Below are 24207 nucleotides of genomic sequence, written 5' to 3' on the forward strand. Positions count from 1 at the left end.
TTGACTATTTTTACCAAAAAGGCTACACTAAAGGTGGAATAGCCCTACTTTGGGCTGTATTGCTTCATTTGTGAATTATTTTTTAGGAGGATACTATTATGATTCTGTCTCGTCGTTCTTTCCTGAAGCTCGCTGGTCTGACTACCGTTGCTGCTGCAAGCGCTTCCATGTTCACCGGCTGCGGCAGCCTGAAGCCCGTTACCATCGTTTACATCTATGAGGGCACTGACAACGACATCAAGACCAAGGTCGAGAACCTGAACAAGGACAAGACCAAGACCACCTACATCCCGTTCATGTCCAGCACCGACTACGCAAAGGGCTTTGTTAGCAGCTACCTGAAGGGCACCGGTCTGGTCGTTGATACCGACGAGGGCAAGACCACTTACAAGGTTGCCACCGAGGGCGAAAACAAGGGCAAGCTGGTCATTTACGTCAAGGCTGCTCAGTAATCCCACCGAAGTTCTCTTTGAGAGACGGGCGTTTGCCCGTCTCTTTTTGTTTTGCCCGCTTTCCAGCAAAAAAGTGCCTGCTGCTGTGCATCCGGTCTTGCGCCGCACCGCCGCTGTGATATATAATAAGGAGTAATGCAAACACCACCCCGTTTTTTGTCGAAAGGATATCCCCTCATGCGAGTTTGTTTTTATACCCTTGGCTGCAAGGTCAACCTGAACGAGACCGGCGCGCTGGAACAGATGTTCCGCGCCAACGGCTTTACCATTGCGCAGGAGAACGAGCCTGCGGATGTTTTTGTGGTGAACAGCTGCACCGTGACCAACTTTGGCGACCAGAAAAGCCGCAAGTGGCTGCGCCGCAAAAAGCGCGAGAACCCCGGCGCGGTCACGGTGCTTACCGGCTGCTACCCGCAGGCTTTCCCGGAGGAAGCCGCCCAGTTCACCGAGGCCGACCTTGTGTGCGGCAACGGCGACCGCAAGGCCATTTTAGATAACGTTCTCAAACTGCTGGACGGCCATGAGCGCATTGTGGCCATCACGCCCCACCAGCGCGGCGAAAAATTTGAAGAGCTGCCCGTGGAGCGGTTCGAGACCCACACCCGTGCCTTTATCAAGGTAGAGGACGGCTGCAACCGCCAGTGCGCCTACTGCGTCATCCCACGGGCCCGCGGCCCGGTGCGCAGCCGCGACGAAGCCAGCATCCTTGCCGAGCTGCGCCAGCTGGCGGCTTCCGGCTACCGCGAGGTGGTGCTCAGTGCCATTTCCCTGCCCAGCTATGGTCTGGATACCGGCACCAACCTTGTGGAGCTGGTGGAGCACTGCGCTCAGGTGGAGGGCATCCAGCGCATCCGTCTGGGCAGTCTGGACCCGGATATGCTCACGCCGGAGTTCATCACCCGCCTTGCCGCCGTGGAAAAGCTCTGCCCGCAGTTCCACCTGAGCCTGCAGAGCGGCTGCACTGCCACCCTGCGCCGGATGCGCCGCGTGTACACCGCCGAGCAGTATGCACAGGTGGTGGACCAGCTGCGCGCCGCCTACGGGGAGCGCCCGGTCAGCTTTACCACCGACTGCATCTGCGGCTTCCCCGGCGAGACGCAGGCCGATTTTGAAGAGAGCTGCGAATTTTTGAAAAAAATCGGCTTTCTCAAGGTGCATGTGTTCCCCTACTCCCGCCGCAGCGGCACCCCGGCCTACGATTTTCCGGAGCAGGTGCACGAGCGGGAAAAGCAGGAGCGCAGCCGCGTGATGAACGCCATTGCCGAGGAGGTGCGCCGCGAAGTGCTGGCCGCCTATGTGGGCACCGAGGACGATGTGCTGCTGGAGACCCCGCTTTCCGGCACGCTGTTCACTGGCTACACCCGGCTGTACATTCCGGTGGTGGTGTCCGCCCCCGGCCACGAAAGCGGGCAGATCGTGCATGTACGCTTGGGCGAATACGACGGCGAGCGCGTGCGTGCAGCACTTTGCTAAGTTTCTGCGCTTAAAACTGTTGATTCTGTACACGAGGACGAATACAACAAATTTTTAACAAATTTTGCGTTTTATCCCTTTTCATCCGGCACGCTTTATGCTAAAATGAAAGTGGATCATCCCGGGCACAGCGCTGTTTGCAGCAGTGCGTTACCAATGTGCCCTGTAACGCGCCCGCCCTGCGCGGCAGAACGCTGTCGGCAGCCGGGTGCAGCCCGTTTGTTTTTAGCAAAGCAAGGAGAGAATTGGAATGAGTTTCAGAGGAATCAATACCACGGTCATCCAGATCCGCCGTCAGGTGTTCACCGAGGTGGCACGCATGGCTTACGCCAACGTCAAGGGCGAGCAGGCCAACCACCTGATGCGCAAGATCCCCTACACCATCATCCCCGGCGAGGAAGGCAAGCTGCGCAAGGACATCTTCCTGGAGCGCGCCATCGTTGAGGAGCGTGTGCGTCTGGCCATGGGCCTGCCCACCCGCCGCATGGACGAGCACAACAGCGTCGTCTCCGGTCTGGAGGATGCTTCCATCGCCGATAAGTATTATGATCCCCCGCTGGTGAACGTGATCAAGTTTGCCTGCAACCGCTGCCCGGAAAAGCTGGTCAAGGTCTCCGACCTGTGTCAGGGCTGTCTTGCCCACCCCTGTATGGAAGTGTGCCCCAAGAAGGCCATCACATGGGAGAGCGGCCGTTCCATCATCGATCAGGACAAGTGCATCAAGTGCGGCCGCTGCGTCGGCGTGTGCCCCTACAACGCCATCGTCAAGACCGAGCGTCCCTGCGCTGCAGCCTGCGGCATGGGTGCTATCCACTCCGATGAGCTGGGCCGTGCCGAGATCGATTACAGCAAGTGCGTTTCCTGCGGCCAGTGTCTGGTCAACTGTCCCTTCGGTGCCATTGCCGACAAGGGCCAGATCTATCAGCTGATCCAGGGCTTCAACCGCGGCGACCGCATCTACGCGCTGGTGGCTCCCGCCTTCATCAACCAGTTCCCGGGTCTGGCTTCCACCGGCAAGCTCAAGGCTGCCCTGAAGGCCGTCGGCTTCTACGATGTGGTGGAGGTTGCCATTGGTGCCGACCTGTGCACCGTGGACGAAGCACACGACTTCCTGGAGGAAGTGCCCGGAAAGCTCAACTTCATGGCAACTTCCTGCTGCCCGGCATGGAGCATGATGGCAAAGACCGCTTTCCCGGATCTTGCCAAGAATATCTCCATGACCATGACCCCCATGGTGTTCACCGCCCGCATGATGAAGCAGAAGGACCCCGAGGCCCGTATGTGCTTCATTGGACCCTGCGCCGCAAAGAAGCTGGAAGCTTCCCGCCGCACCGTCCGCTCCGATGTGGACTTCGTGCTCACCTTTGAAGAGCTGGCCGGTATCATCGAGGCCAAGGATGTGGACACCAGCCTGCTGGAAGTGGACGAGGCCGAAGCTCTGCACGCTGCATCCGCAGCAGGCCGCGGCTTTGCACAGTCCGGCGGCGTTGCCAAGGCTGTTGCCGATAAGATCAAGGAATGGCACCCGGATATGGATGTCAAGATCGCATCCGCACAGGGCCTTGCCGAGTGCAAGAAGCTGCTCATGCTGGCCAAGGCCGGCAAGTACAACGGCTACCTGCTGGAAGGCATGGGCTGCCCGGGCGGCTGCATCGGCGGCGCAGGCACCATTGCCGACCCCGCACGCACGGCCATCCAGCTGAACAAGTACGTCAAGGAAGCTCCCTTCGCCGACCCGGAGCAGAGCCCCTTTATGAGCGAGATCCATGTGCTGAAGGACGACCCCGACTTTGAACTTTAAGCGCTGATTTTTCAAGAACCGCTTCTCCTGCCGGAGGGGCGGTTCTTCGTCATCTTCGCCCACTATATTTTATCAATGTGCAACATTTCTGTGAAAGCTTCACGAAGCGGATTGACAATTTTGCACAGCCATGCTATTTTAGCATTGACAAACCGGTATTACCGCAATTGTTCAACGCCGCCTCTGTGGCAGGAAAGGCAGATCATTCATGACGAACACTTATAAGCGCGTAAGCGCCGCCCTGCTCTCAGTGCTGCTGCTGTGCATGTTCACCTTTGGTGCAAGCGCTGCTTCCAGCCTGAACGTAGGCATTAAATTCTGGAAAGAAAGATCCGATAAGGAATCCATGGCCAACACCGGCATCGATGCCAGCCGTGATGTCACCCTCACCCGCCAGTCCAACGGCACCTACACGCTCACCCTGCCCATCCAGCAGGTAAGCAAGATGGGTGTCACCGGCTATCTGTCCGGCCTGACCATTGGTGATGTGACCTATACCGGCACCGTCTCCGGCGATGTTGCCAAAGGCACCGGCGTGCTCACCATTAAGAACATGCCCGCCTCGGTGCTGACCGGCAGCGATGTGAACAAGGCACTCACCGTTACCTGCAACATTCAGATGGATCTGAGCGTGCTGGGCGAGATCAACACCACGGCCCGCATGTGCATCTGGAACAAGTAAGCTTTTTCAAGCAAAGAACGGCGTTCCTCACCGGAACGCCGTTCTTTGCTTTTATCACTCCATGTGCTTTTCCACAAAGTCGCCAACCATTTTGTCCAGCTGCAGCACAGCGTTCTCGGCACCCTTCATCACCTTGCGGGTGGTGCGGCGCAGCTGGCGCTGGTTCTGGGTGGCGGCCATCACGCCCACGGCACCCAGTGCCGCCCCCGCGGCCATGCCAAGCAGCATTCCGGAAGAACTGGTTGATTCATGTTTCATAGTAAAACTCCTTTCGGTGAAAAAGATCCGGTCTCCGGTGTTATTATTTCCTGTAAACTATCTGGTATCCGCTTTTTTTATGCAGAAGTTTGTGGTATACTGTTCTACGATGTTTTAATGGGCGGGTGTGCCCGGCTAAAAAGCGCACTGCTCATTCCGCATACTGGTAAGGAGGTTCCTTATTTGATACACCCTGTTGAACCCAAAAAAGTCCTTTGCATCCACGATCTTTCCGGCATGGGCCGCTGCAGCCTTGCAGTGATCCTGCCGGTGCTGTCGGTCATGGGCGTGCAGCCGGTAGCCCTGCCCACGGTGGTGCTTTCCACCCACACAGGCGGGCTTGGCACACCTGCACGGCTGGACGGCTGCGCCTACGGCGAACAGGCGCTGGAGCATTACCATGCGCTCGGCGTGGAGTTTGACTGCATCTATACCGGCTATCTGGGCGGTGAGGATCAGGTGGCACTGGCTGAAAAAGCCTTTGCCCTCTGGCCCGCAGCCAAAAAGATCGTTGACCCGGTCATGGGCGACAACGGCAAGGCTTACTCCACCGTAACGCCTGCTTTGATCGACCGCATCCGTGCACTGTGCGGTGCTGCCGATCTGATCCTGCCCAACTACACCGAGGCACAGATCCTGCTGCAGCGCCAGCCGCAGACCGAGCTGCTCACCGATGAAGCCGCACAGGCTCTGGCTGACGAGCTGACCGCTCTGGCCCCCGGGGCTGTCGTCACCGGCCTGCCGCTGGGCAAATACATCGGCTGTGCAGGCAGCGGAAAAGACCGCTTCCTCATCAAAAAGCTGCACATCAGCCGCAGCTTTCCCGGCACCGGCGACCTGTACGGTGCGGTGCTCATCGGCTCGCTGCTGCAGGGCAACGCCCTGAGTGCCGCCGCCGACAACGCTGCCGAGTTCGTGGCGCTTTCCATCCAGAACACGCCCGCCGTGCAGGATACCCGCTACGGGGTCTGGTTCGAGCCGCTTCTGCCGCGCCTGTGCCCGGCAAGCTCGGCAGAATAAGGGGAGGTACACCGATGAACGAAAAGCCAACCTTGAACATCGTTCTGGTGGAGCCGCGCATCCCGCAGAACACCGGCAATGTGGCCCGCACCTGTGCCTGCACGGCCTGTCGGCTGCATCTGGTAGGCCCCATGGGCTTTGCCATCGATGATAAAAAGCTCAAGCATGCGGGTCTGGATTACTGGCACTACCTCGACATCAGCTATTACGACAGTCTGGACGAGTTCTTTGCCAAAAACAGCGGCCCCTATTACTATTTTACCACCAAGGCACCGCAGCGCTACACCGATGTGAGCTACCCGGACGGTGCATACCTCGTGTTCGGACGCGAGGATGCCGGCCTGCCCGAAGCCTTGCTTGCCGCCAATCAGGAGCACTGCATCCGAATGCCCATGCGCGACACCTGCCGCAGCCTGAACCTTTCCAACAGCGTGGCCGTGGGCGTGTATGAAGTGCTGCGCCAGTGGGACTTTCCGGAGCTTTTGGACCACGGACACTTACGAGACTACGAATGGAAATGAGGGACATTATGAGCAAGATTGCGATCCTGACCGATTCCTCCTGCGATATCCCACAGGAGATGGCCGAGAAATACGGCATCGACATCATGAGCTTCCACATCCTGCTGGACGATGTGGACTATGTGGAGCGTGAAAGCTGCACCAACACCGAATTTTACGATAAAATGCGTGCCGCTAAGGGCGTGCCCTCCACTGCCGCCATCACCCCCATCCAGTTCTGTGAAAAATACTGCCAGTACGTGGACGAGGGCTATACCGATGTCATTCATGTACCCATCAACAAATCCGGCTCTTCCACCTACAATAACGCCCTCATGGCACAGGGGATGCTGCGGGAAGAGCGCCCGGAGCACCACTTGAAGATTCATCTGCTGGACCCCCACACCTATTCCATGGTGTTCGGCTGGTATCTGTGCGAAATGGCCCGCAAGCTGAAGAACGGTGCAGAGATCAGCCATGTGATCCGGGAGTTTGAAAAGCAGATGGACTGCATGGAGATCGTTCTGGGCCCCTACAGCCTGAAGCAGATGAAAAAGAGCGGACGCATCTCTGCCGCTGCTGCTGTTATGGGCGAGCTGATGGGCATTCGTCCCATCATCACCCTGATCGACGGCAAAACCAAGGTGGAAGCCAAGGTACGCGGCGATGACAAGGTGGTGCCCGCCATGGTGGAGCTGTGCAAACAGCGCAGCGAAGGCGTGGAGAACTTTGATTATATGATCGGCCACACCAACATCCCGCAGGCAGCGGATCTGGAAAAGGCCTGCCGCAAGGCCTTTGGCAAGCCGCCGCTGCTGGTGTTTGAGCTGGGCGGTGTCGTTTCCGCAAACACCGGCCCCGACACGGTGGCTCTGGTATACACCGGACACCCCAGAGGGTAACACACGATTTTAATAGCCTCCGCTTTCGCTCTGGCTATTTCAGCGGTAATTTTATTTTTATTTTGAGGTTCCGAAAAGCCTGCGGGCTTTTCGGAACCTCTTTTTTCACCGGAAGGGTCCAAACCAAAAACTGCATCTGTACCTGATTCTGCGAAAATTCGTTGCAATCTGCCAAAAATTATGCTATACTGCCTTTTGCTGTGCTTTTTGTGCGGCATCCTTTCAGAGCAACTTAGGATTTTAGGCTCCCCGGCGTGTCTCGAACCATGCCGGGCCAAACCCACAGGGGCTGGCGGCCCTGTGCGGTCAAAATCATCCCGCTGGAGTATTATCATGAATCAGAATTCTTCCGTCCGTAAACTGGTGCGCTGCGGCGTGGTCGCAGCCATTTATGTTGTTCTCTGCATGGCTCTGCAGCCGCTCTCCTATGGTGCGGTACAGGTGCGTGTGGCTGAGGCGCTCTGCCTGCTGCCGGTGTTCGGTGCCGAGTACATTGCCGGTGTGGTACTGGGCTGCTTTTTGGCAAACCTGCTGGGCTCCACCATCGTGGATGTCATCTTTGGCACCCTTGCCACCCTGCTGGCCTGCCTTGTCACCTACAAGCTGCGGAACATCCGCTTCAAGGGTCTGGCTGTGGCGGCTTCCCTGCCGCCGGTGCTGTTCAATGCCGTGATCATCGGCATTGAGATTGCCGTCATGTTCCCGGACCCCACCTCCAGCGCTCCCATCTGGCTGGCCTGCATCACCAACGGCATCTCCGTAGGGATCGGCGAGCTCATCAGCTGCACCGTTCTGGGTGTGCTGCTGGTGAAGGTCATCGAGAGCAGCAAGGCCCTGCGCAAAATTTTTGCAGCTTAATGACCGCAAGGAGGTTTCCATGCAGGCAAACGGAATGATCTTCTGGGACTGGAACGGCACTTTGATGGATGATGTTGATTTCACCCACAGCTGTCTCAACTGGATGCTGGAGACCCACGGTTATCCGCAGCGGTACGATCTTGCCGCTTACCGGGAAATTTTCGGTTTTCCCATTGAGGAATACTACACCCGCGCCGGTTTCAACTTTGCAAAGCACCCTTATGCAGAGCTGGCCGAGCGCTTTATGGAACATTATAACGCAGGTGTGGATGCCTGTCCCCCCTCTGCACACTCTGCCGAAACGCTGGCCGAACTTTCGCGCCGGGGCTGGCGGCAGAGCGTGCTTTCCGCCTCCCGCCGGGACTACCTGATCGAGCAGGTAGCCGCACGGGGCCTGCAGGCCTATTTTACTGAGTTGCTCGGCCTTGCAGACATCTATGGCGTAAGCAAAGTGCAGGTGGGCAAACAGTGGCTTGCACAAAGCGGCATCGCCCCTGCTGCCTGCGTGATGGTGGGCGACACCCAGCACGATGCCGAAGTTGCAAAGGCCCTTGGCACAAAATGCGTGCTCTACACCGGCGGCCACCAGTCCCGCGCGCGGCTCGAGGCTGTGTGCCCGAATGTCATCGACGATCTGGCACAGCTGCCGCAGCTGCTGGAAACCTTATAATGTACATCTGACCACTTCTGATTTGCAAAAATCAGAGGTGGTTTTTGTTTTAGCTGGCTCGCCCTCTCAGTCTCGCATTCGCTCGCCAGCTCCCCCAAAGGGGGAGCCTCTGGCGAAACCGGAAACTTTGCGTGGATTGCCAAGGCCTCCCACTTTGGGGGAGGTGGATGCGACCAGCGGGAGCAGACAGAGAGGGCGAGGCTGTTCGCCTCCACCACATATCTTTTCCTTTTATGAACCCTCTTCCAGCGCAAATTTACAGAAAATTCATTCAAAAACCGGCTAAAATAACCTTGCAGGTTTGACGCGTCTGCCGCTTTGGTGTATCATATATGTGTGTATTTATGTCTATCTCCGGGAAGCATTTTCCCGAATTTGATCTATGAGGTGTTACCAATGTCCCTTGTTGAAAAACTCTTTGGCAGCTTCTCGGACCGAGAGCTGAAAAAGATCAACCCCATTGCCAAGCAGGTGCTGGCTCTGGAAGAAAAATATGCCGCCATGCCGGATGCCGACCTGCAGGCACAGACCGCTGTGTTCAAGCAGCAGCTGGCCGACGGCAAGACCACCGATGATATCCTGCCCGATGCCTTTGCCGTCTGCCGCGAAGCCGCATGGCGCGTGCTGGGCATGAAGCACTTCCCTGTGCAGGTCATCGGCGGCATTGCCCTGCACCGCGGCGATATTTCCGAGATGCAGACCGGTGAAGGCAAGACTCTTGTGGCTACCCTGCCCGCCTACCTGAATGCCCTCACCGGTGAGGGCGTGCATGTTGTCACCGTCAACGATTACCTTGCCAAGCGCGACAGCGAGTGGATGGGCAAGCTCTACCGCTGGCTGGGCCTTTCTGTCGGCCTGATCGCACAGGGCATGGACGGCGATGCACGCCGCGCCGCCTATGCTGCCGACATCACCTACGGCACCAACAACGAGTTTGGCTTCGACTACCTGCGCGACAACATGGTGACCTATAAGGCCAACATGGTGCAGCGCGGCCATGCCTATGCCATCGTCGATGAAGTGGACTCCATCCTGATCGATGAAGCCCGCACGCCCCTGATCATTTCCGGCCGCGGCGAGGATTCCTCCAGCCTGTACACACAGGTGGACCGCTTTGTGCGCACCTTGCGCAAGAGCGTGGTGGTAGAGCTGGAAGATAAGGTCTCTACCGACGAGCAGACCGACGGTGATTACGTCGTGGACGAAAAGCACAAGACCTGTACCCTGACTGCCAGCGGCATCAAGAAAGCGGAAGCCTACTTCAAGGTCGAAAACCTTGCCGCCGCCGAGAACATGACCCTTGCCCATCACATCGATCAGGCCATCAAGGCTTACGGCGTGATGCAGCGGGACATCGATTACGTGGTCAAGGATGGTCAGGTCATCATCGTGGACGAGTTCACCGGCCGTCTGATGATCGGCCGCCGCTACAACGAAGGCCTGCATCAGGCCATCGAAGCCAAGGAGGGCGTGAAAATCGCCGCCGAGAGCAAAACGCTGGCTACCATCACCTTCCAGAACTACTTCCGCATGTACAAAAAGCTGTCCGGTATGACCGGTACCGCCAAGACAGAAGCCACCGAGTTCACCGAGATCTACGGCCTGAACATCGTTACGGTGCCCACCAACCGCCCCCGTCAGCGCATCGATTATCCGGATGCCATCTACAAGACGGTCAACGGCAAATACAATGCCGTTATCCAGCAGGTGCTGGAATGCCACCAGAAGGGCCAGCCCGTGCTGGTGGGTACGGTCAGCGTGGAAAAGAGCGAAACCCTTGCCAAGATGCTGCAGAAATACACCCGCGACTTCAACGTGCTGAACGCAAAGAACCACGAGCGTGAAGCCGAGATCGTGGCGCAGGCCGGCAAAAAGGGTGCCATTACCATTGCCACCAACATGGCAGGCCGTGGTACCGATATCATGCTGGGCGGCAACGCCGAGTTCATGGCCAAGGCCCAGATGCGCAAGGAACACTTCTGCGAAAACCTGCTGAACCCGGAAAAGCCCGAGGATGCCGACCCGGCTGCAGTGGAAATGCTGCTGACCGAAGCCAACGGCCACGGCGATACCGAGGATGCCAACATCCTTGCTGCCCGCAAGCGCTTCGATGATCTGTACGCCCAGTGCAAGCCCCAGATCGATGCCGAAGCTGAGCAGGTGCGCGCTGCAGGCGGCCTGTTCATCATCGGCACCGAACGCCACGAGAGCCGCCGCATCGACAACCAGCTGCGCGGCCGTGCCGGCCGTCAGGGCGACCCGGGTGCTTCCCGCTTCTACCTGAGCCTGGAAGATGACCTGATGCGCCTGTTTGGCGGCGACCGCGTCTCCAGCCTGATGGATACCCTCAAGATCGATGAGGACACTCCCATCGAGAACCGCATGATCACCAACACGCTGGAAAGCGCCCAGAAAAAGCTGGAAGGCCGCAACTTCGAGATCCGCAAGAACGTGCTGAAGTACGACGACGTGATGAACCAGCAGCGCGAGATCATCTATGGTCAGCGCCGCAAGGTGCTGGATGGCGAGGATATCAGCACCGAAATGCACAAGATGCTGCGCGAGAACATCGATTCCAGCTGCGACCAGTTCCTGGCCGGTGATGTGAAGGACGACTGGGACTTTGGTGCCCTGCGCCGCCACTATCTGGGCTGGCTGACCACCGAGGAAGACCTCCACTACACCGTGGCCGACTTTGACGATATCTCCCGCAAGGGCATTGCCGACCAGCTCTATGACCGCGGCATGAAGATCCTCGCCGACAAGGAGCAGCGCTACGGTGCTCCCATCATGCGTGAGCTGGAGCGCATCTGCCTGCTCAAGTGCGTGGACCGCATGTGGATGGACCACATCGACAACATGGACCAGCTGCGTCAGGGCATTGCGCTGCGCGGCTACGGCCAGAAGGACCCCGTTGTGGAGTACCGCATCGAGGGCTTTGACATGTTCGACCAGATGGTGGATTCCATCCGTGAGTCCAGTGTGAAGATGCTGCTGACCATCGAGATCCGTCAGGCCGGTGCTGCCCCCAAGCGTGAGCAGGTGGCAAAGCCCACCGGCGAAGGCTTTGTGCCCGGCAACGGTGCACCCGGTGCCAAGGGTGCACCCCACGGCCAGCCTGTGCGTGTCATCAAAATTGGCCGCAACGACCCCTGCCCCTGCGGCAGCGGCCTGAAGTGGAAAAAGTGCACCTGCGCCAAGTACCACCCGGAAGGCACATCGACGAACGAAAACTAAGTAAAAAAACCTCTCAGGCTCTGCCATAAGGCAGGGTCTGGGAGGTTTTTGATAAAATAGAGGGAGTTGATTTTGGAATGATCACACCAGAAAAACTGCTCGAATCCGCAAAGGAGCTGGAAACCCAGCTGCGCACATGGCGGCGCACCCTGCACCGCCACCCGGAGGTAGGCTTTGACCTGCCCGAGACAAAAGCGCTGGTCAAAAAAGCCCTGACTGAGATGGGCTATGCCCCGCAGGACTGCGGCAAATGCGGCGTGCTGGCGCTGGCGGGCGGCAAGCGCCCCGGCAAGACCATCCTGCTGCGCGGTGACATGGATGCTTTGCCCATTCAGGAGGAATCCGGCGAAGAGTTTGCTTCCGAGGTGCCGGGCAAGATGCACGGCTGCGGCCACGATATGCACACCGCCATGATGCTGGGTGCGGCAAAGCTGCTCAAAGAACACGAGGACGAGATCGAGGGCACCATCAAGCTGGAATTCCAGCCTGCAGAGGAGATCTTTCAGGGTTCGCTGGACATGCTGAAAAACGGCCTGCTGGAAAACCCGAAGGTGGATGCCGCGGTCATGTTCCATGTTCTGGCCGGGATGCCCCTGCCCGTGGGCACCGTGCTGGTGCCGGGCGGCGGCATCACCATGGCAAGCTGTGAGCAGTACCACATCACTGTACACGGCAAGGGCGGCCATGGCTCCATGCCCAACGCCTGCATCGACCCCATCACCGCAGCGGCCCACATCCACATTGCCCTGCAGGAGATCAACAGCCGTGAGCTGGACCCCGCCAAGTTTGGCGTGTTCACCACGGGCCGGTTTGAAGCTGGCAAGGCATCCAACGTCATCCCGGATTCTGCCGATATGTGGGGCACTATCCGCACGGTAGACCCCGAAGGTGCCGTGAGCGAGCAGATCCACCAGCGCATGACCGAGATCGCGCAGGGCGTGGCGGCAGCCTATCGCTGCACTGCTGATGTGGAGTTCAGCGACCACTGCCCCTGCATGGTGGTGGATACGCCTCTTGCCAAGAATGCCCTGACCTATATGACTGAACTGCTGGGCCGTGGTGCCATGGATATGACCGTCCTCACCGGCGGCAAGCCCGGCGGCGGCAGCGAGGACTTTGCCTTTGTCAGCCACGAAGTGCCCACCGTGGGCATGTTCCTCTCCGCCGGCAACGCCAAGGAGGGCTATGTTTACGGCCAGCACCACCCCAAGGTACGCTTTGACGACAGTGTGCTGTACACGGGTTCTGCGGCCTATGCCTATATGGGCCTGCGCTGGCTGAGCGAGCATCCGTAAATCTTTATTTAATATAAAAGGGAACGGTTCACTTCATTCAGATGAACCGTTCCCTTTTATTCTTATATCAGTTTTGCGCCGGAGTGCGGCAGGCTGTCGGCCCCAAGGCTTTGCAGCTGCTGCGGCAGGGCGGCGAGGTCGCCGCCGGTGTAATACCACGCAGCGGCAAACGCGGCCAGTGCCAGAATCAGCAGAAAAATCAGGGCATTCCGCACCCTGTGCCGTTTGCGCGGCGCTGCTGTCGGTGCATCCGGCTCCGGCTTGTCCGGCAGGCGCTGCGCCGTCAGGGCATCTGCCGGGATGGCCCTGCCATACTTCTGCCAGATCGTTCCCGCCGCCTGCGGCAGACCGGAGGCCGCCCGGCGGATCATATCCAGCAGCCACAAAGCAGGCGTATCTGCATTGGCCACCGTGCGCACCCAGCAGCCTTTCCGGCTGCCCAGAAACAGCACCGTGTCCTCGGCGCGCTCCAGACACCCGGCTGCAAAGTCTGCACCCACAAGGCGCTGCGCTGCCCGCACACGGGTAAGCTTTGCCGGCACCGGCCCGCCCTTGACCCGGCAGACCTTTGCGCTCAGCTTTTCCCGCACCTTTGCATCAGCATAGCTCATAGCTCCAAAATCAAACACTTTTTCTGCGCCGGCCACCGTTTCCATCCGGGCTTCCAGCAGAGTGCCTGCATCCGCATCACAGCATACCAGCAGCCTGCGGTGCGTTTCCAGCGCCTGCACCGCTGCATGAACAAGGGTCATCTCCCCTTCTCCGTACAGCTCTGCCGCAAAGCGGTCTGCCAGCGTTTTCCGCGCCTTGCTCAATGCCGCGGGCGTTTCTGCCTGCAGCGCAGCCAGTGTTTCTGCACCGCGGCTGCGGCACTGGGCAGCAAGTCCTGTCTGCTGCACTGCCTGTTGTACTGCCCACAGCGGTGCGCCAAACAACCGCAGCACACAGGTGGTCTGCGTTTTTTCTTCGTGTATCAACTGCTTCACCCCCGCGGCCCGGGGCCGCTCGTATTAACCCTTGAGGAAGGTGCTGTCCAGTTCCGTCAGAGCCGCAGCATCATGCCGGGCGCTTTTTGCCAGTGCCTGTGTATCTGCAGGAACTTTGCCCTGAGCCAGACGCAGCGCCAGTTCCAGTGCCGCCTGTGCCGCGCGGGCACGCACCAGCGCACGGTCGGGGCGGGAGACGAAGAGCTTTTTTACATAGACGGTCTCACCGCAGGCCGCACCCAGATACACCGTGCCCACTGGGCGGACGGCATCACCGCCGTTGGGGCCTGCCAGACCGGTGACGCTGACAGCGATATCGGCCCCGGCAGCTTCGGCTGCGCCCAGTGCCATCTGTACCGCCACCGGTGCAGACACCACATTGTACTTTGCGATCACCGCCGGGTCTACGCCGATCATCTTTGCCTTGGCCTGCTCCCAGTAGGTAACAAAGCCGAAGCCGAACACCTCACTTGCACCGGACACATTGGTCAGCCGCTGGGCGATCATGCCGCCTGTGCAGCTTTCTGCCGTGGCAATGGTGAGTCCCTTTTCCTTTAGGGTGTGCACCAGAGTCTCTTCCAGACCGGTCACATCCTCATCATACACCGCATCACCCAGCAGATCATAGAACTTTGTGGCGTATGCGCGGCACATTTTTTCGGCTGAACTGTCGGTTTCTGCCCGGGCAGTAATGCGGATCTCGCACTCGCCGGTCTTGCAGTAGATTGCGGCGGTGGGATTTGCGTTTTCCAGCAGATGCCGCACACGGTATTCGATATCGCTTTCGCCGCCCAGCACCCGCAGCGTTATGGAATGCAGGGTGCAATTCTGGCGGGCCAGCAGCAGGCCGCGCACGCTCTCCTCCCACATGGCCTTCATTTCGTGGGGCACGCCGGGCATCAGCACGGCGCAATGGCTATCCTGCTCGAACCATGCCCCGGGGGCAGTGCCGTGGTTATTGATGATCTTGTGGCCGTTCACCGGCACCATGGCCTGCTTGCGGTTGTTGGGGGTAGTCTTGCGCCCGGTGCGCGTGAAGAAATCTACGATCTTCTGCCATTCTTCCGGGTCAAAGGCCAGCATGTCGCCGTAGCAGCCAGCAACCGTCTCCTTGGTCAGATCGTCTGCAGTAGGGCCAAGGCCTCCGGTGAACACCAGCAGATCGCACCGCTGCTTTGCTTCGTTGACGAAATCCGCCAAACGGCCGTGGTTATCGCCAATGGTGCTCTCGCGCTGGACGGTGATGCCCAGAGCCGCCAGTTCCCGGCTGAGGTACTGGGCGTTAGTGTTCAAAATGTTGCCGAGCAGCAGCTCGGTGCCCACACTGATGATCTCTGCTGTCATGGCTGACTTACCCCTCAAATTCGACCTGATCGGTGATACGGATGCGGATGCGCTCGGCGCTCTCTGCTGCTTCGGCTTCCAGCGCGGCAAGGCCGGGCATGGCGGCTTCGGCTTTCAGAATTTCGGCCAGCTCCGGGCGGATCTTCGGGTGCGGCGGGGTGAAGATGGTGCAGCAGTCCTCATAGGGCAGGATGCTGGTCTCAAAGGTGTTGATGTGACGGGCCGTCTCCACGATCTCGGTCTTGTCCATGCCGATGAGCGGGCGCAGGATGGGCAGATCCTGCGCAGCATCGGTGCACTGCAGGGCCTTGACGGTCTGGCTGGCCACCTGTGCCAGACTCTCTCCGGTGATGAGGGCTTCGCAGCCCTGCTTCTTGGCAATAACGTTGGCAATGCGCATCATGCTGCGGCGCATCAGCACCGTGAACAGCACATCCGGAGCATTATCCCGGATGTACTCCTGCGGCTTGGTGTAGGGCACGACGAACAGATTGGAGCTGCCCGTATAGATGCTGGTGAGCTGCGCCAGTGCCTTCACCTTGAGCTTTGCGCGCTCCGAAGTGTACGGCGGAGACGCAAAGTGGATGTGGTCCAGTGCCAGACCGCGCTTTGCCATGCGGTAAGCTGCCACGGGGCTATCGATGCCGCCAGACAGCATGTTCAATGCACGGCCGCTGGTGCCCACGGGCAGACCGCCCTCACCGGGTATTTTCGGGCCGTGAATATACGCGCCGTAATCACGAATTTCTACGATCACCTTAAAATCCGGGTTATGCACATCCACCTTGAGGTAGTTGTGCTTGCCCAGCAGGTAAGCGCCCAGTTCCCGCATCAGCTCCGGGCTGGTCATGGGGTAGGTCTTGTCGGAGCGGCGGGCTTCCACCTTGAAGGTGCGGATGCCGTGCAGACTGGCACCGAGGTAATCCTCAGCGGTCTGGCAGATGGTGTCAAAGTCCTTGTCGCAGACCACGGCGCGGCTGAGCGCCGCAAGGCCGAACACCTTGCTCGCCCGGTCAAAGGCAAGATCCATGTCCACGTCCTCTTCCTCAGGCTCCATGTAAAAGGTGGACTGGGTGCAGTAGACCTTGAACTTGCCCACGGTCTTGAGCCGGTAGCGCAGAATTTTCATCATCGCCGACTCGAACTGGTTGCGGTTGAGGCCTTTCAGGGACATTTCACCCTGATAGCCCATAATGATTTCATGCATAAATGTTGTATCTCCTGATCGTAGGATTTGTTATTTTTCACTTTCTGATCTTCTGCAGATGCTTCATACCGTCCTCAAAGCGGTTGAGGAAAGCGTCCACATCCTCCGGGGTGTTGTCGCCGCAGAAGGACACGCGGATGGCCGTGTCGATGGCAAGCGGGTCTTTGCCCATGGCTGCCAGCGTGTGGCTGGGCTGGCCGCGGCCGCAGGCACTTGCCGAGGAAACATACACCTGCGCTTCGGCCAGCCATGCCAGCATGGTCTCGCTCTTGATGCACATCTCACTGAAGTTCAGCACCTCGGGCACCGCGTTCTCCGGGCTGTTGAGCTCTACCTCCGGGAAAGCTTTCAGGCCGTCCCGCAGACGCTGGTTCAGAGCCTTCATAGCGGTGTCACGGCTCTTCATGGTCTTGGCAAGACGGGTGGCGGCTGCGGCAAGACCCATGGCGTAGGGCAGGTTTTCGGTGCCCGGGCGCAGGCCGCGCTCCTGCTCACCGCCGAGGTACGGCGGCCGGAACGCCTGCACCAGACGGTCAGAAAGATACAGCGCGCCAATGCCCTTTGGAGCGTGGATCTTGTGGCCGCTCACCGACAGGGTGTCGATGTTCGTCAGCTTGATGGGCACACGCATCCACGCCTGCACTGCGTCCACATGGACAATGGTGCGGCTGTTGCGGCGCTTGACCTCAGCGGCAAGGCGTTCCACATCGTTGCGGGTGCCCACCTCGTTGTTCACCATCATGCAGGCCACGAGGATGGTGTTCTTGTCCACATGCTCCAGCATTTCGTTGATATTCAATGTGCCGTCCGGGCGGGGCTTGACCGCCGTGACATTGTAGCCCTGCTTCGCCAGCTCTTCCAGCGGGCGCTGGACGCTTGGGTGCTCAAAGCCGGACACCACGATGCCCTTGCCGAAAGTGCGGGTGCGCACCGCGCCCAGCAGGGCCAGATTGTTGCTCTCGCTGCCGCAGGAGGTAAAGTACAGCTCCTTTGGCTTGCAGCCCAGTGTACGGGCCACAGCGGCACGGGCGGCGTTCAGCGCTTCTTCACTTCTGGCCCCGGGGCCATACAGGCTGGACGGGTTTGCCCAGTGTTCCCGCATGGCCTTGTCGATGACATCCGCCACCTCGGGAGCCACCATGGTGGTAGCGGCGTTATCCAGATAATGCAATTCAGGGTTTTGCAGCATAAAAGGGATTCCTGCTTTCTAAATTTTCATAGTAAACCATGATAAGTATACCACAACAGGCTGTAGAACGCAAAATATTTGGTGCTGTTTTTCCTTGACAAACACCCCGGCATTGTGCTATCTTTACTGCATAGAGACCGTATCTCTGCTGACGGAACCTTGTGGAGCACCACAGTGCAGGGATGGCGGGAGAGTCAATGCCGACCGTCTGGGCAGCCTTGCGCAATTGCTGCGCAAAGCTGCCCTTTTTTCATTCCTTTCCGTCATCGCTGCGCAACTCCATTTCTCCCGCCGGGCGAGATTTCCGCTGTGAAAAGCTCCCCCTTCGGGGGAGCTGGCTGTGAACGAAGTGAACAGACTGAGAGGGTTTGTCAAGGAGGATGTCTGATGAAAACCGATATCGAGATCGCACAGGAAGCCAAAATGAGACCCATCACCGAGATCGCCGCCCAGCTGGGCCTTTCCGATGAGCACGTGATCCCCTATGGCCGCTACAAGGCCAAGATCGATCACCGCCTGATCCACGATGCCAAAAAGCAGGGCAAGCTGATCCTTGTCACTGCCATCAGCCCCACCCCGGCGGGCGAGGGCAAGACCACCACCAGCGTGGGTCTGGCCGATGCCATGAACGCTCTGGGCAAAAAGACCATGCTCTGCCTGCGTGAGCCGTCCCTCGGCCCCGTATTCGGCATCAAGGGCGGCGCAGCCGGCGGCGGCTACGCACAGGTGGTGCCCATGGAGGATATCAACCTGCACTTCACCGGCGACCTGCACGCCATTGGCACGGCCAACAACCTGCTGGCTGCCATGATCGATAACAGCATCCAGCAGGGCAACCCGCTGAACATCGACCCCCGCCGCATCACATGGAAGCGCTGCATGGACATGAACGACCGCCAGCTGCGGTTCATCGTGGACGGTCTGGGCGGCAAGGTGAACGGCACCCCCCGCGAGGACGGCTTTGATATCACCGTTGCCAGCGAGGTGATGGCAATTTTCTGCCTTGCCACCAGCATTTCCGATCTGAAGGAGCGTCTTTCCAAGATCGTATGCGCCTACACCTACGACGGCAAGCCCGTCACTGCCGGTGAGATCGGTGCTGCCGGTGCCATGACCGCCCTGCTGAAGGACGCGCTGGACCCGAACCTTGTGCAGACGCTGGAAAACAACCCCGCCATCATCCACGGCGGTCCCTTTGCCAACATCGCCCACGGCTGCAACAGCGTGCTGGCTACCAAGCTGAGCCTTTCTCTGGCCGACTATACCATCACCGAAGCAGGCTTTGGTGCCGATCTGGGCGCAGAGAAGTTTTTGGATATCAAGTGCCGCTACGCCGGTATCGCTCCCTCTGCCTGCGTGCTGGTGGCCACTGTGCGTGCCCTCAAGAGCCACGGCGGCGTGGCAAAGGCCGACCTGAGCCAGCCCAACCTCGAAGCCGTCAAGGCCGGTGCATCCAACCTCATCCGCCACATCGACAACCTGAAAAATGGCTTCGGCCTGCCGGTGGTGGTCGCCATCAATGCCTTCCCCACCGATACCGCCGAAGAGCAGGCCTATGTGGAGCAGGTGTGCGCCGAGCAGGGTGTTCCCTGCGTGCTGAGCGAGGTATTCGCCAAGGGCGGCGAGGGCGGCAAAGCTCTGGCCGAGAAGGTGCTGGAGGTGCTGGAGGATCGTCCCATCCAGTACACCTACCCGCTGGAAATGCCCTTGAAGGACAAGATCAACGCCATCGCCACCAAAATTTACCGGGCCGACGGTGTGAACTACAGCGCCGCCGCCAGCAAGACACTGGCCGAGCTGACTGAGATGGGTTACGGGAACCTGCCCGTGTGCATCGCCAAGACCCAGTACAGCTTCAGCGACAATGCCAAGCTCACCGGTGCCCCCACCGGCTTTACCATGGAGGTGCGCGAGGTGCGCCTTGCTGCCGGTGCAGGCTTTGTGGTGGTCATCTGCGGCAATATCATGACCATGCCGGGCCTGCCCAAAAAGCCCGCCGCTGTTGGCATCGATGTGGATGCCGACGGCAAGATCACCGGCCTGTTCTAAGTTTCAAGTAAAAAAATAAGAGGTTCGCTCAGTGAACGAACCTCTTATTTTTTATCCTTCTGTGTGGTTGCACAGATAATCCGTCCATGCGGCATACCCGGCGGGTCTCAGATGGTAGCCGTCCGGCTGGGCGTAGCTTTCGATCAGGTCGCCGTTTTCATCTGCCAGCACTTCCCACAGGTTGAGAAAATAGCAGTTCTTTTCCAGCGCAATGGCTGCCAGCTCATTGTTGATCTGGCACAGGCGGTCGCGGTTCAAGCCCTCATGGCCGGACTTCTGGCATACTTCCGGCCGCACCGGCGTAATGGACTGCACATAGATCTTTGCATTTGGCAGTGTCTGACTCAGCATGTCCAGCATCAGCCGGTAATAGGTCAGAAAGCTGCTATAATCGGTATCGCGGCCCAGCACGTTGGTGCCCAACAGAACATAAATAGTTCTGGGCTGCTGGGCGGTCAACGCTTCCAGCGGCACCTCAGCCACGCCGTCGGCGCGCTTGCAGGTGGTGCCGTTGACGATCACGTTCGGCCCAACACCCTTGTACGCACAGAACATGGCGTTCTGCATTCCTTCTTCGTACAGCTGCATGCCCTGCGTCAGGCTGTCGCCCACAAAGCTCACGTCATTGAACCATTCCTTGCCCACAGCCGTGCTGCTCTTTGGCAGCGCCGCCATACGGAAATCCAGCGCAGTGGCCGCGCTGTCTGCAAGCGTCTGCACCGTGAGCTGCCGCGCCACCGCGTAGGAGGCCGTGTTCCAAGTATTATCCTGTGTTACCTCCTGCAGGATGGTGTTCTGCCCAACGCCGGAGGGCCGCTGTTCCCGGTGCAGGCTCTTCCACAACATCCCGATGGCTCCCACCAGCAAAAGCAGCAGCAGCAGAGCTGCCGCCATGAACCGCCTGCGCCAGCGTTTGCGCAGCACGCGCCGCCGGTATTCCTGATAGTCTGCCATGCTGTCTCCCTCACTTTTCTGCCCGGGCTATGCTGCGGGCTTTCTCGTTCATAGTATACCATATCTGTGCATTCCGGCAAGACCCGTTTTCTGCTAGAGTGCCTAAAATTGCAGATTCTTTTGCACGCAGGCATGCCATTGTGTGCAAAAAGCCCGCCTTCTATCGGGTCAAAAGCTTGCATCCTGTACCATAGATGTGTTATACTGAACTGAACTACTATTGATAGGGAGGCTTTCACGATGGCATTTACTCCAAAACTGACTTATAAAGGCAAGCCCCTCGTCCGCAAGGACAATGAGCTGTACTACGGCAATATGACCGACCCATATGTGCTCTATCTGCAGATCATGACCACCAAGCCTGTGGGCGACCAGCAGGTTGCAGACAAGGTCCACCTGATGCTGCTCTCTACCGACACCACCAAGGCTCCGCAGGAGCGCGTGATGCGTCAGACCACCAAGATCGGCCTGTACAACGCTTTGGACATCGGCAGCATCTGGCTGCAGAAGGCAAACGCACAGTAAACAAAAAAGACCGCTGCACCGGAGTGCAGCGGTCTTTTTTGCTTATTCTTCGGTCACCTCAAAGTCGAGGGGTTTGCCGCAGTTCGGGCACTTGGGTGCGCCGTCCAGCAGTTCGTCTTCCTCAAACACGGCGGTGGTGCCACAGTCCGGGCAGGTCACTTCGTACTGCACGGGGCCATCCTCGGCATCCTCTTCGCCGTCCCCTTCCAGAGCGACCTCAAAGGTCACGCCGCAGTGCGCGCAGTTGGCTTCGCCTGCATCCAGATCATCCTCGCTGACGTAAACGGTCTCGCCGCAGTTGGGGCAGGCCACTTCATAGAACGGCTCGCTGGCGATGTCATCATCCTTGGCATCGTCGTCGCCATCGGTGTCCTCATCCTCAGCGTCCTCGCTTTCGCCGTCTTCGTCCTCCTCCTCGTACAGATCTGCTTCCAGATCTTCCAGCTCATCGCTCAGGTCGTTGATCTGGTCGTAGGCGCGGGAAAGATCTTCGTCCACGCTCTCGATGACCTCAGCCATTTCACCCAGCAGTGCGCTCATGGCCTTGATGATCTTGCCCTCTTTGGTGGTATCATCAATGCCCAGACCATCGACCAGACCCTGCAGATAAGCTGCCTTTTTGTTCAGTTCCATACGAATGCCCTCCTTAAAATAAGAAAAATCGGAGTTTTAAAAAACCGGGCAGACGGTTGCCCGCAGCCCGGTTTGGCGTTAAAGGGATTAGACGCGCTCCATATACTCGCCGGTGCGGGTATCGATGCGGATGTGGTCGCCCTCGTTGATGAACAGAGGCACACGAATCTCAGCACCGGTCTCGACGGTAGCGGGCTTCAGGGTGTTGGTGGCAGTGTTGCCCTTGACACCCGGCTCGGTCTGGGTAACTTCCAGCTCGATGAAGTTGGGGATCTCGACGCTGAACACCTTGCCCTTGTAGCTCAGCAGCTTACACAGCTCGTTCTCCTTGCAGAACTTGAAGTTATCGGGCACATCGGCTGCGTTGACGGGGATGTCATCGTAGGTCTCGTTGTCCATGAAGTGGTACAGATCGCCATCCTCGTAGCTATAGGTCACGTCCTTGCGCTCGATGAAAGCCTGCGGGAACTTTGCGGTCGGGTTGTAGCTGGTCTCAACCACAGAGCCGGTGATTACGTTCTTGGTCTTGGTACGGACAAAGGCAGCGCCCTTGCCGGGCTTCACGTGCTGGAACTCAACGACCTGAAGAACCTGGCCGTCCTGCTCAAAGGTCACGCCATTGCGAAACTCGCCTGCAGAAATCATAGGAATTCCTCCATTAGTTTAATCTCAAATGCTTAACGCATATCTCTATTTATTTTACCCAATCCGTTTGCATTTGGCAAGGGGTTTCGGCAAAAAAGACGATAAAAACACAAAATTTTTTACGTTTTGCACGCTGCATGGTACATCTGCTGCATAGCCCCGGCATCCTCAGCCTGCGTGCCTGCGCTCTCGCAGATGATGACCGGCTGCAGCTTCCGCTCAGCCAGCAGTTCCATCAGCGGCTGCGGCTCAGGGCCGAACTGGGTCTCGGCAAAGGTCCAGTGGCGCTTTTCGCCGCCCGCCGAATACTCGATGCGGGAAAAATGTACATGGAACCGTTCTGCCCGTTGGTCCCCCAGCTTTTCTGCCATGCGGTCAAGGATGGCAGCGTAGTCCTCTTTTGAGCGGATGCCGCCCAGAGTGCGGGCATTCAGGTGGCCGAAGTCGATGCAGGGCGTAATGCGCTTATCCACGCTGCACAGCGCCAGCACCTCGTCCAGTGTGCCCAGCTGGCCGATCTTGCCCATGGTTTCCGGGCAGAGAGTCATATCGGCAAAGCCTGCTTCGTCCAGCGCTTCCACGGCACGGCGCATGGTATCCAGCGCTTTTTCAAGGGCCGCTTCCCGGCTCTGCTTGCCGCAGCTGCCGGAGTGGAAGATGATGCGTCTGCCACCCAGCGCCTTGCACACCGCCGCACTTTGCAGCAGATACTGGATGCTGTTGAGCCGCTTTTCCTCTTCCAGACTGGACATGCTGATATAATACGGTGCATGCACGCTGAACAGGATATCCTTTGGCCCGGCCAGTGCGGCCATTTTTGCAGCCTTGTCCAGCCCCAGACGCACGCCGCGCCCGCACTGGTACTCGAAGGCGTTCAGTCCCATCTTTGCGGTGTACTCCGGCACATCCAAGCTGCTTTTGTAGCCTTGGGCGGCAAAGCTGTCGCTGGTGCCTGCGGTGCCGAACCGGATCTTCCAATCGCTCACAGGGTCTTGCCTCCCCGGTCATAGTATTTCTGCCAGTGTTTTTTCTCCCACTTACGCTTGAGAATGACCTGCGCACCGAGGTCCGGGCCGCGGGGCACCACCATCAGGCCCGGAATGCCGTACAGCGCTGCCGCCATGCGGTCGGCATAGAGCTGGTCGCCCACCATCGCCATCTGACGACGCTTCACGCCCATGCGGTGCTGCGCCGCCATCAGAGCAAAGGGCAGCGGCTTTGCGGAGCGGTACAGACACGCAAGGCCCAGCTTCTGGGCAAAGGGCCGCACCCGCTTTTCCGCACCGTTGGACACGATGGTGAGCCTGACACCCGCCTTGCGCATAGTGTCCAGCCACACGGCCACTTCTTCCGGCAGCTCCTGACTGCGGTCGGCGGTGAGGGTGTTATCGATATCCAGCACCAGCGCAGTGATGCCTTTTTCCGCCAGCCATTCCGGCATGATGTGGGTGACATCCTTGAAAACGTATTCGGGGGTGATGAGCATAGTATTTCTCCCTGCAATGAAAATAGGGGAACCTGCAATAC

23 protein-coding genes and 2 riboswitches are annotated in these 24207 nt (G+C 58.7%); of the genes, 13 read left to right on the forward strand and 10 right to left on the reverse strand.

All coding sequences use genetic code 11. From position 1 onward, the window contains the following. The first annotated feature begins 98 nt into the window (after positions 1-98). The 4 genes from DWV57_RS08985 to DWV57_RS09000 all read left to right on the forward strand — a co-directional run bounded on the left by DWV57_RS08985 (position 99) and on the right by DWV57_RS09000 (position 4408). Complete coding sequence (locus DWV57_RS08985; RefSeq protein WP_120020577.1) at positions 99-452, forward strand: twin-arginine translocation signal domain-containing protein; 354 nt, start codon at positions 99-101, stop codon at positions 450-452. A gap of 177 nt (positions 453-629) precedes the next feature. Continuing rightward, positions 630-1925 carry a tRNA (N(6)-L-threonylcarbamoyladenosine(37)-C(2))-methylthiotransferase MtaB gene (mtaB, locus tag DWV57_RS08990; RefSeq protein ID WP_120020578.1) on the forward strand — a complete coding sequence of 432 codons (1296 nt, stop codon included), beginning with the start codon at positions 630-632 and terminating at the stop codon, positions 1923-1925. A gap of 250 nt (positions 1926-2175) precedes the next feature. Then, a complete protein-coding gene (locus DWV57_RS08995) occupies positions 2176-3726 on the forward strand; it encodes a 4Fe-4S dicluster domain-containing protein (RefSeq protein ID WP_005944276.1) in 1551 nt (516 codons plus the stop codon). Positions 3727-3934: 208 nt separating this feature from the next. Further along, complete coding sequence (locus DWV57_RS09000) at positions 3935-4408, forward strand: pilin (RefSeq protein ID WP_120020579.1); 474 nt, start codon at positions 3935-3937, stop codon at positions 4406-4408. Between the two features lie 54 nt (positions 4409-4462). On the opposite strand, the gene DWV57_RS09005 is transcribed toward DWV57_RS09000, so the two are convergent. Next, a complete protein-coding gene (locus DWV57_RS09005; protein ID WP_044954007.1) occupies positions 4463-4666 on the reverse strand; it encodes a hypothetical protein in 204 nt (67 codons plus the stop codon). 183 nt (positions 4667-4849) lie between these two features. On the opposite strand from DWV57_RS09005, the gene DWV57_RS09010 reads away from it, so the two are divergent. The 7 genes from DWV57_RS09010 to DWV57_RS09040 all read left to right on the forward strand — a co-directional run bounded on the left by DWV57_RS09010 (position 4850) and on the right by DWV57_RS09040 (position 13148). After that, positions 4850-5686 carry a bifunctional hydroxymethylpyrimidine kinase/phosphomethylpyrimidine kinase gene (locus DWV57_RS09010; RefSeq protein ID WP_243112328.1) on the forward strand — a complete coding sequence of 279 codons (837 nt, stop codon included), beginning with the start codon at positions 4850-4852 and terminating at the stop codon, positions 5684-5686. 14 nt (positions 5687-5700) lie between these two features. Then, positions 5701-6207: a tRNA (cytidine(34)-2'-O)-methyltransferase gene (locus tag DWV57_RS09015; protein WP_005944287.1), complete on the forward strand. Its 507-nt coding sequence runs from the start codon at positions 5701-5703 to the stop codon at positions 6205-6207. Then, positions 6198-7088: a DegV family protein gene (locus DWV57_RS09020; RefSeq protein ID WP_118526286.1), complete on the forward strand. Its 891-nt coding sequence runs from the start codon at positions 6198-6200 to the stop codon at positions 7086-7088. The genes DWV57_RS09015 and DWV57_RS09020 overlap by 10 nt, the downstream gene beginning before the upstream one ends. A 225-nt stretch (positions 7089-7313) precedes the next feature. Next, positions 7314-7414: riboswitch (PreQ1-III riboswitch) on the forward strand. A 7-nt stretch (positions 7415-7421) separates the two neighbouring features. After that, a complete protein-coding gene (locus tag DWV57_RS09025; RefSeq protein ID WP_120020581.1) occupies positions 7422-7946 on the forward strand; it encodes a QueT transporter family protein in 525 nt (174 codons plus the stop codon). Between the two features lie 19 nt (positions 7947-7965). Continuing rightward, on the forward strand, positions 7966-8616 hold the full coding sequence (locus tag DWV57_RS09030; protein ID WP_120020582.1) for an HAD family hydrolase: 651 nt from the start codon (positions 7966-7968) through the stop codon (positions 8614-8616). 396 nt (positions 8617-9012) lie between these two features. Beyond that, entirely contained in the window at positions 9013-11853 is a 2841-nt protein-coding gene (gene secA / locus DWV57_RS09035; protein WP_120020583.1) for a preprotein translocase subunit SecA, read from the forward strand. Between the two features lie 77 nt (positions 11854-11930). Continuing rightward, a complete protein-coding gene (locus DWV57_RS09040) occupies positions 11931-13148 on the forward strand; it encodes a M20 family metallopeptidase (protein WP_120020584.1) in 1218 nt (405 codons plus the stop codon). Between the two features lie 62 nt (positions 13149-13210). Here the strand turns inward: DWV57_RS09040 and DWV57_RS09045 are convergent, their stop codons facing one another. The 4 genes from DWV57_RS09045 to DWV57_RS09060 are packed head-to-tail and all read right to left on the reverse strand — an operon-like array spanning position 13211 to position 17874. Then, positions 13211-14125 (reverse strand): hypothetical protein, encoded by a 915-nt coding sequence (locus DWV57_RS09045; RefSeq protein WP_120020585.1) that lies wholly within the window; start codon positions 14123-14125, stop codon positions 13211-13213. A gap of 33 nt (positions 14126-14158) precedes the next feature. Continuing rightward, the gene (locus tag DWV57_RS09050; protein ID WP_120020586.1) at positions 14159-15478 is read right to left on the reverse strand and encodes a competence/damage-inducible protein A; all 1320 of its coding nucleotides are present in this window, start codon (positions 15476-15478) and stop codon (positions 14159-14161) included. 7 nt (positions 15479-15485) lie between these two features. Beyond that, complete coding sequence (gene thiI / locus DWV57_RS09055; RefSeq protein ID WP_120020587.1) at positions 15486-16685, reverse strand: tRNA uracil 4-sulfurtransferase ThiI; 1200 nt, start codon at positions 16683-16685, stop codon at positions 15486-15488. A gap of 37 nt (positions 16686-16722) precedes the next feature. Then, positions 16723-17874, reverse strand: a complete 1152-nt coding sequence (locus DWV57_RS09060) for a cysteine desulfurase family protein (protein ID WP_120020588.1) — start codon at positions 17872-17874, stop codon at positions 16723-16725. 134 nt (positions 17875-18008) lie between these two features. After that, positions 18009-18095: riboswitch (ZMP/ZTP riboswitch) on the forward strand. Between the two features lie 166 nt (positions 18096-18261). Between DWV57_RS09060 and DWV57_RS09065 the strand changes: the two genes are divergently transcribed. Beyond that, the gene (locus tag DWV57_RS09065; RefSeq protein WP_120020589.1) at positions 18262-19923 is read left to right on the forward strand and encodes a formate--tetrahydrofolate ligase; all 1662 of its coding nucleotides are present in this window, start codon (positions 18262-18264) and stop codon (positions 19921-19923) included. A 51-nt stretch (positions 19924-19974) separates the two neighbouring features. On the opposite strand, the gene DWV57_RS09070 is transcribed toward DWV57_RS09065, so the two are convergent. Then, the gene (locus DWV57_RS09070; RefSeq protein ID WP_120020590.1) at positions 19975-20877 is read right to left on the reverse strand and encodes a GDSL-type esterase/lipase family protein; all 903 of its coding nucleotides are present in this window, start codon (positions 20875-20877) and stop codon (positions 19975-19977) included. A gap of 240 nt (positions 20878-21117) precedes the next feature. On the opposite strand from DWV57_RS09070, the gene DWV57_RS09075 reads away from it, so the two are divergent. Next, positions 21118-21402, forward strand: a complete 285-nt coding sequence (locus DWV57_RS09075; protein WP_118526302.1) for a hypothetical protein — start codon at positions 21118-21120, stop codon at positions 21400-21402. 42 nt (positions 21403-21444) lie between these two features. Here the strand turns inward: DWV57_RS09075 and DWV57_RS09080 are convergent, their stop codons facing one another. From DWV57_RS09080 to DWV57_RS09095, 4 genes are all read right to left on the reverse strand, one after another. Then, a complete protein-coding gene (locus DWV57_RS09080) occupies positions 21445-22035 on the reverse strand; it encodes a CD1247 N-terminal domain-containing protein (protein ID WP_118526304.1) in 591 nt (196 codons plus the stop codon). An 87-nt stretch (positions 22036-22122) separates the two neighbouring features. Further along, positions 22123-22680 carry an elongation factor P gene (efp, locus tag DWV57_RS09085; protein ID WP_005928281.1) on the reverse strand — a complete coding sequence of 186 codons (558 nt, stop codon included), beginning with the start codon at positions 22678-22680 and terminating at the stop codon, positions 22123-22125. A gap of 119 nt (positions 22681-22799) precedes the next feature. Continuing rightward, complete coding sequence (locus tag DWV57_RS09090; RefSeq protein ID WP_118526306.1) at positions 22800-23666, reverse strand: TIM barrel protein; 867 nt, start codon at positions 23664-23666, stop codon at positions 22800-22802. Then, the gene (locus DWV57_RS09095; protein WP_118526308.1) at positions 23663-24166 is read right to left on the reverse strand and encodes a YqeG family HAD IIIA-type phosphatase; all 504 of its coding nucleotides are present in this window, start codon (positions 24164-24166) and stop codon (positions 23663-23665) included. The genes DWV57_RS09090 and DWV57_RS09095 overlap by 4 nt, the downstream gene beginning before the upstream one ends. Positions 24167-24207 lie beyond the last annotated feature (41 nt).

The organism is Faecalibacterium sp. AF10-46 (assembly GCF_003604105.1).
Classification (GTDB): Bacteria; Bacillota; Clostridia; order Oscillospirales; family Ruminococcaceae; genus Faecalibacterium; species Faecalibacterium taiwanense.

What these genes read in the sequence shown, in the direction of transcription:
- DWV57_RS08985 (WP_120020577.1), top strand. Translation starts at nt 99, where the DNA reads ATGATTCTGTCTCGTCGTTCTTTCCTGAAGCTCGCTGGTCTGACTACC.
- mtaB (WP_120020578.1), top strand. Translation starts at nt 630, where the DNA reads ATGCGAGTTTGTTTTTATACCCTTGGCTGCAAGGTCAACCTGAACGAG.
- DWV57_RS08995 (WP_005944276.1), top strand. Translation starts at nt 2,176, where the DNA reads ATGAGTTTCAGAGGAATCAATACCACGGTCATCCAGATCCGCCGTCAG.
- DWV57_RS09000 (WP_120020579.1), top strand. Translation starts at nt 3,935, where the DNA reads ATGACGAACACTTATAAGCGCGTAAGCGCCGCCCTGCTCTCAGTGCTG.
- DWV57_RS09005 (WP_044954007.1), bottom strand. Translation starts at nt 4,666, where the DNA reads ATGAAACATGAATCAACCAGTTCTTCCGGAATGCTGCTTGGCATGGCC.
- DWV57_RS09015 (WP_005944287.1), top strand. Translation starts at nt 5,701, where the DNA reads ATGAACGAAAAGCCAACCTTGAACATCGTTCTGGTGGAGCCGCGCATC.
- DWV57_RS09020 (WP_118526286.1), top strand. Translation starts at nt 6,198, where the DNA reads ATGGAAATGAGGGACATTATGAGCAAGATTGCGATCCTGACCGATTCC.
- DWV57_RS09025 (WP_120020581.1), top strand. Translation starts at nt 7,422, where the DNA reads ATGAATCAGAATTCTTCCGTCCGTAAACTGGTGCGCTGCGGCGTGGTC.
- DWV57_RS09030 (WP_120020582.1), top strand. Translation starts at nt 7,966, where the DNA reads ATGCAGGCAAACGGAATGATCTTCTGGGACTGGAACGGCACTTTGATG.
- secA (WP_120020583.1), top strand. Translation starts at nt 9,013, where the DNA reads ATGTCCCTTGTTGAAAAACTCTTTGGCAGCTTCTCGGACCGAGAGCTG.
- DWV57_RS09040 (WP_120020584.1), top strand. Translation starts at nt 11,931, where the DNA reads ATGATCACACCAGAAAAACTGCTCGAATCCGCAAAGGAGCTGGAAACC.
- DWV57_RS09050 (WP_120020586.1), bottom strand. Translation starts at nt 15,478, where the DNA reads ATGACAGCAGAGATCATCAGTGTGGGCACCGAGCTGCTGCTCGGCAAC.
- thiI (WP_120020587.1), bottom strand. Translation starts at nt 16,685, where the DNA reads ATGCATGAAATCATTATGGGCTATCAGGGTGAAATGTCCCTGAAAGGC.
- DWV57_RS09060 (WP_120020588.1), bottom strand. Translation starts at nt 17,874, where the DNA reads ATGCTGCAAAACCCTGAATTGCATTATCTGGATAACGCCGCTACCACC.
- DWV57_RS09065 (WP_120020589.1), top strand. Translation starts at nt 18,262, where the DNA reads ATGAAAACCGATATCGAGATCGCACAGGAAGCCAAAATGAGACCCATC.
- DWV57_RS09070 (WP_120020590.1), bottom strand. Translation starts at nt 20,877, where the DNA reads ATGGCAGACTATCAGGAATACCGGCGGCGCGTGCTGCGCAAACGCTGG.
- DWV57_RS09075 (WP_118526302.1), top strand. Translation starts at nt 21,118, where the DNA reads ATGGCATTTACTCCAAAACTGACTTATAAAGGCAAGCCCCTCGTCCGC.
- DWV57_RS09080 (WP_118526304.1), bottom strand. Translation starts at nt 22,035, where the DNA reads ATGGAACTGAACAAAAAGGCAGCTTATCTGCAGGGTCTGGTCGATGGT.
- efp (WP_005928281.1), bottom strand. Translation starts at nt 22,680, where the DNA reads ATGATTTCTGCAGGCGAGTTTCGCAATGGCGTGACCTTTGAGCAGGAC.
- DWV57_RS09095 (WP_118526308.1), bottom strand. Translation starts at nt 24,166, where the DNA reads ATGCTCATCACCCCCGAATACGTTTTCAAGGATGTCACCCACATCATG.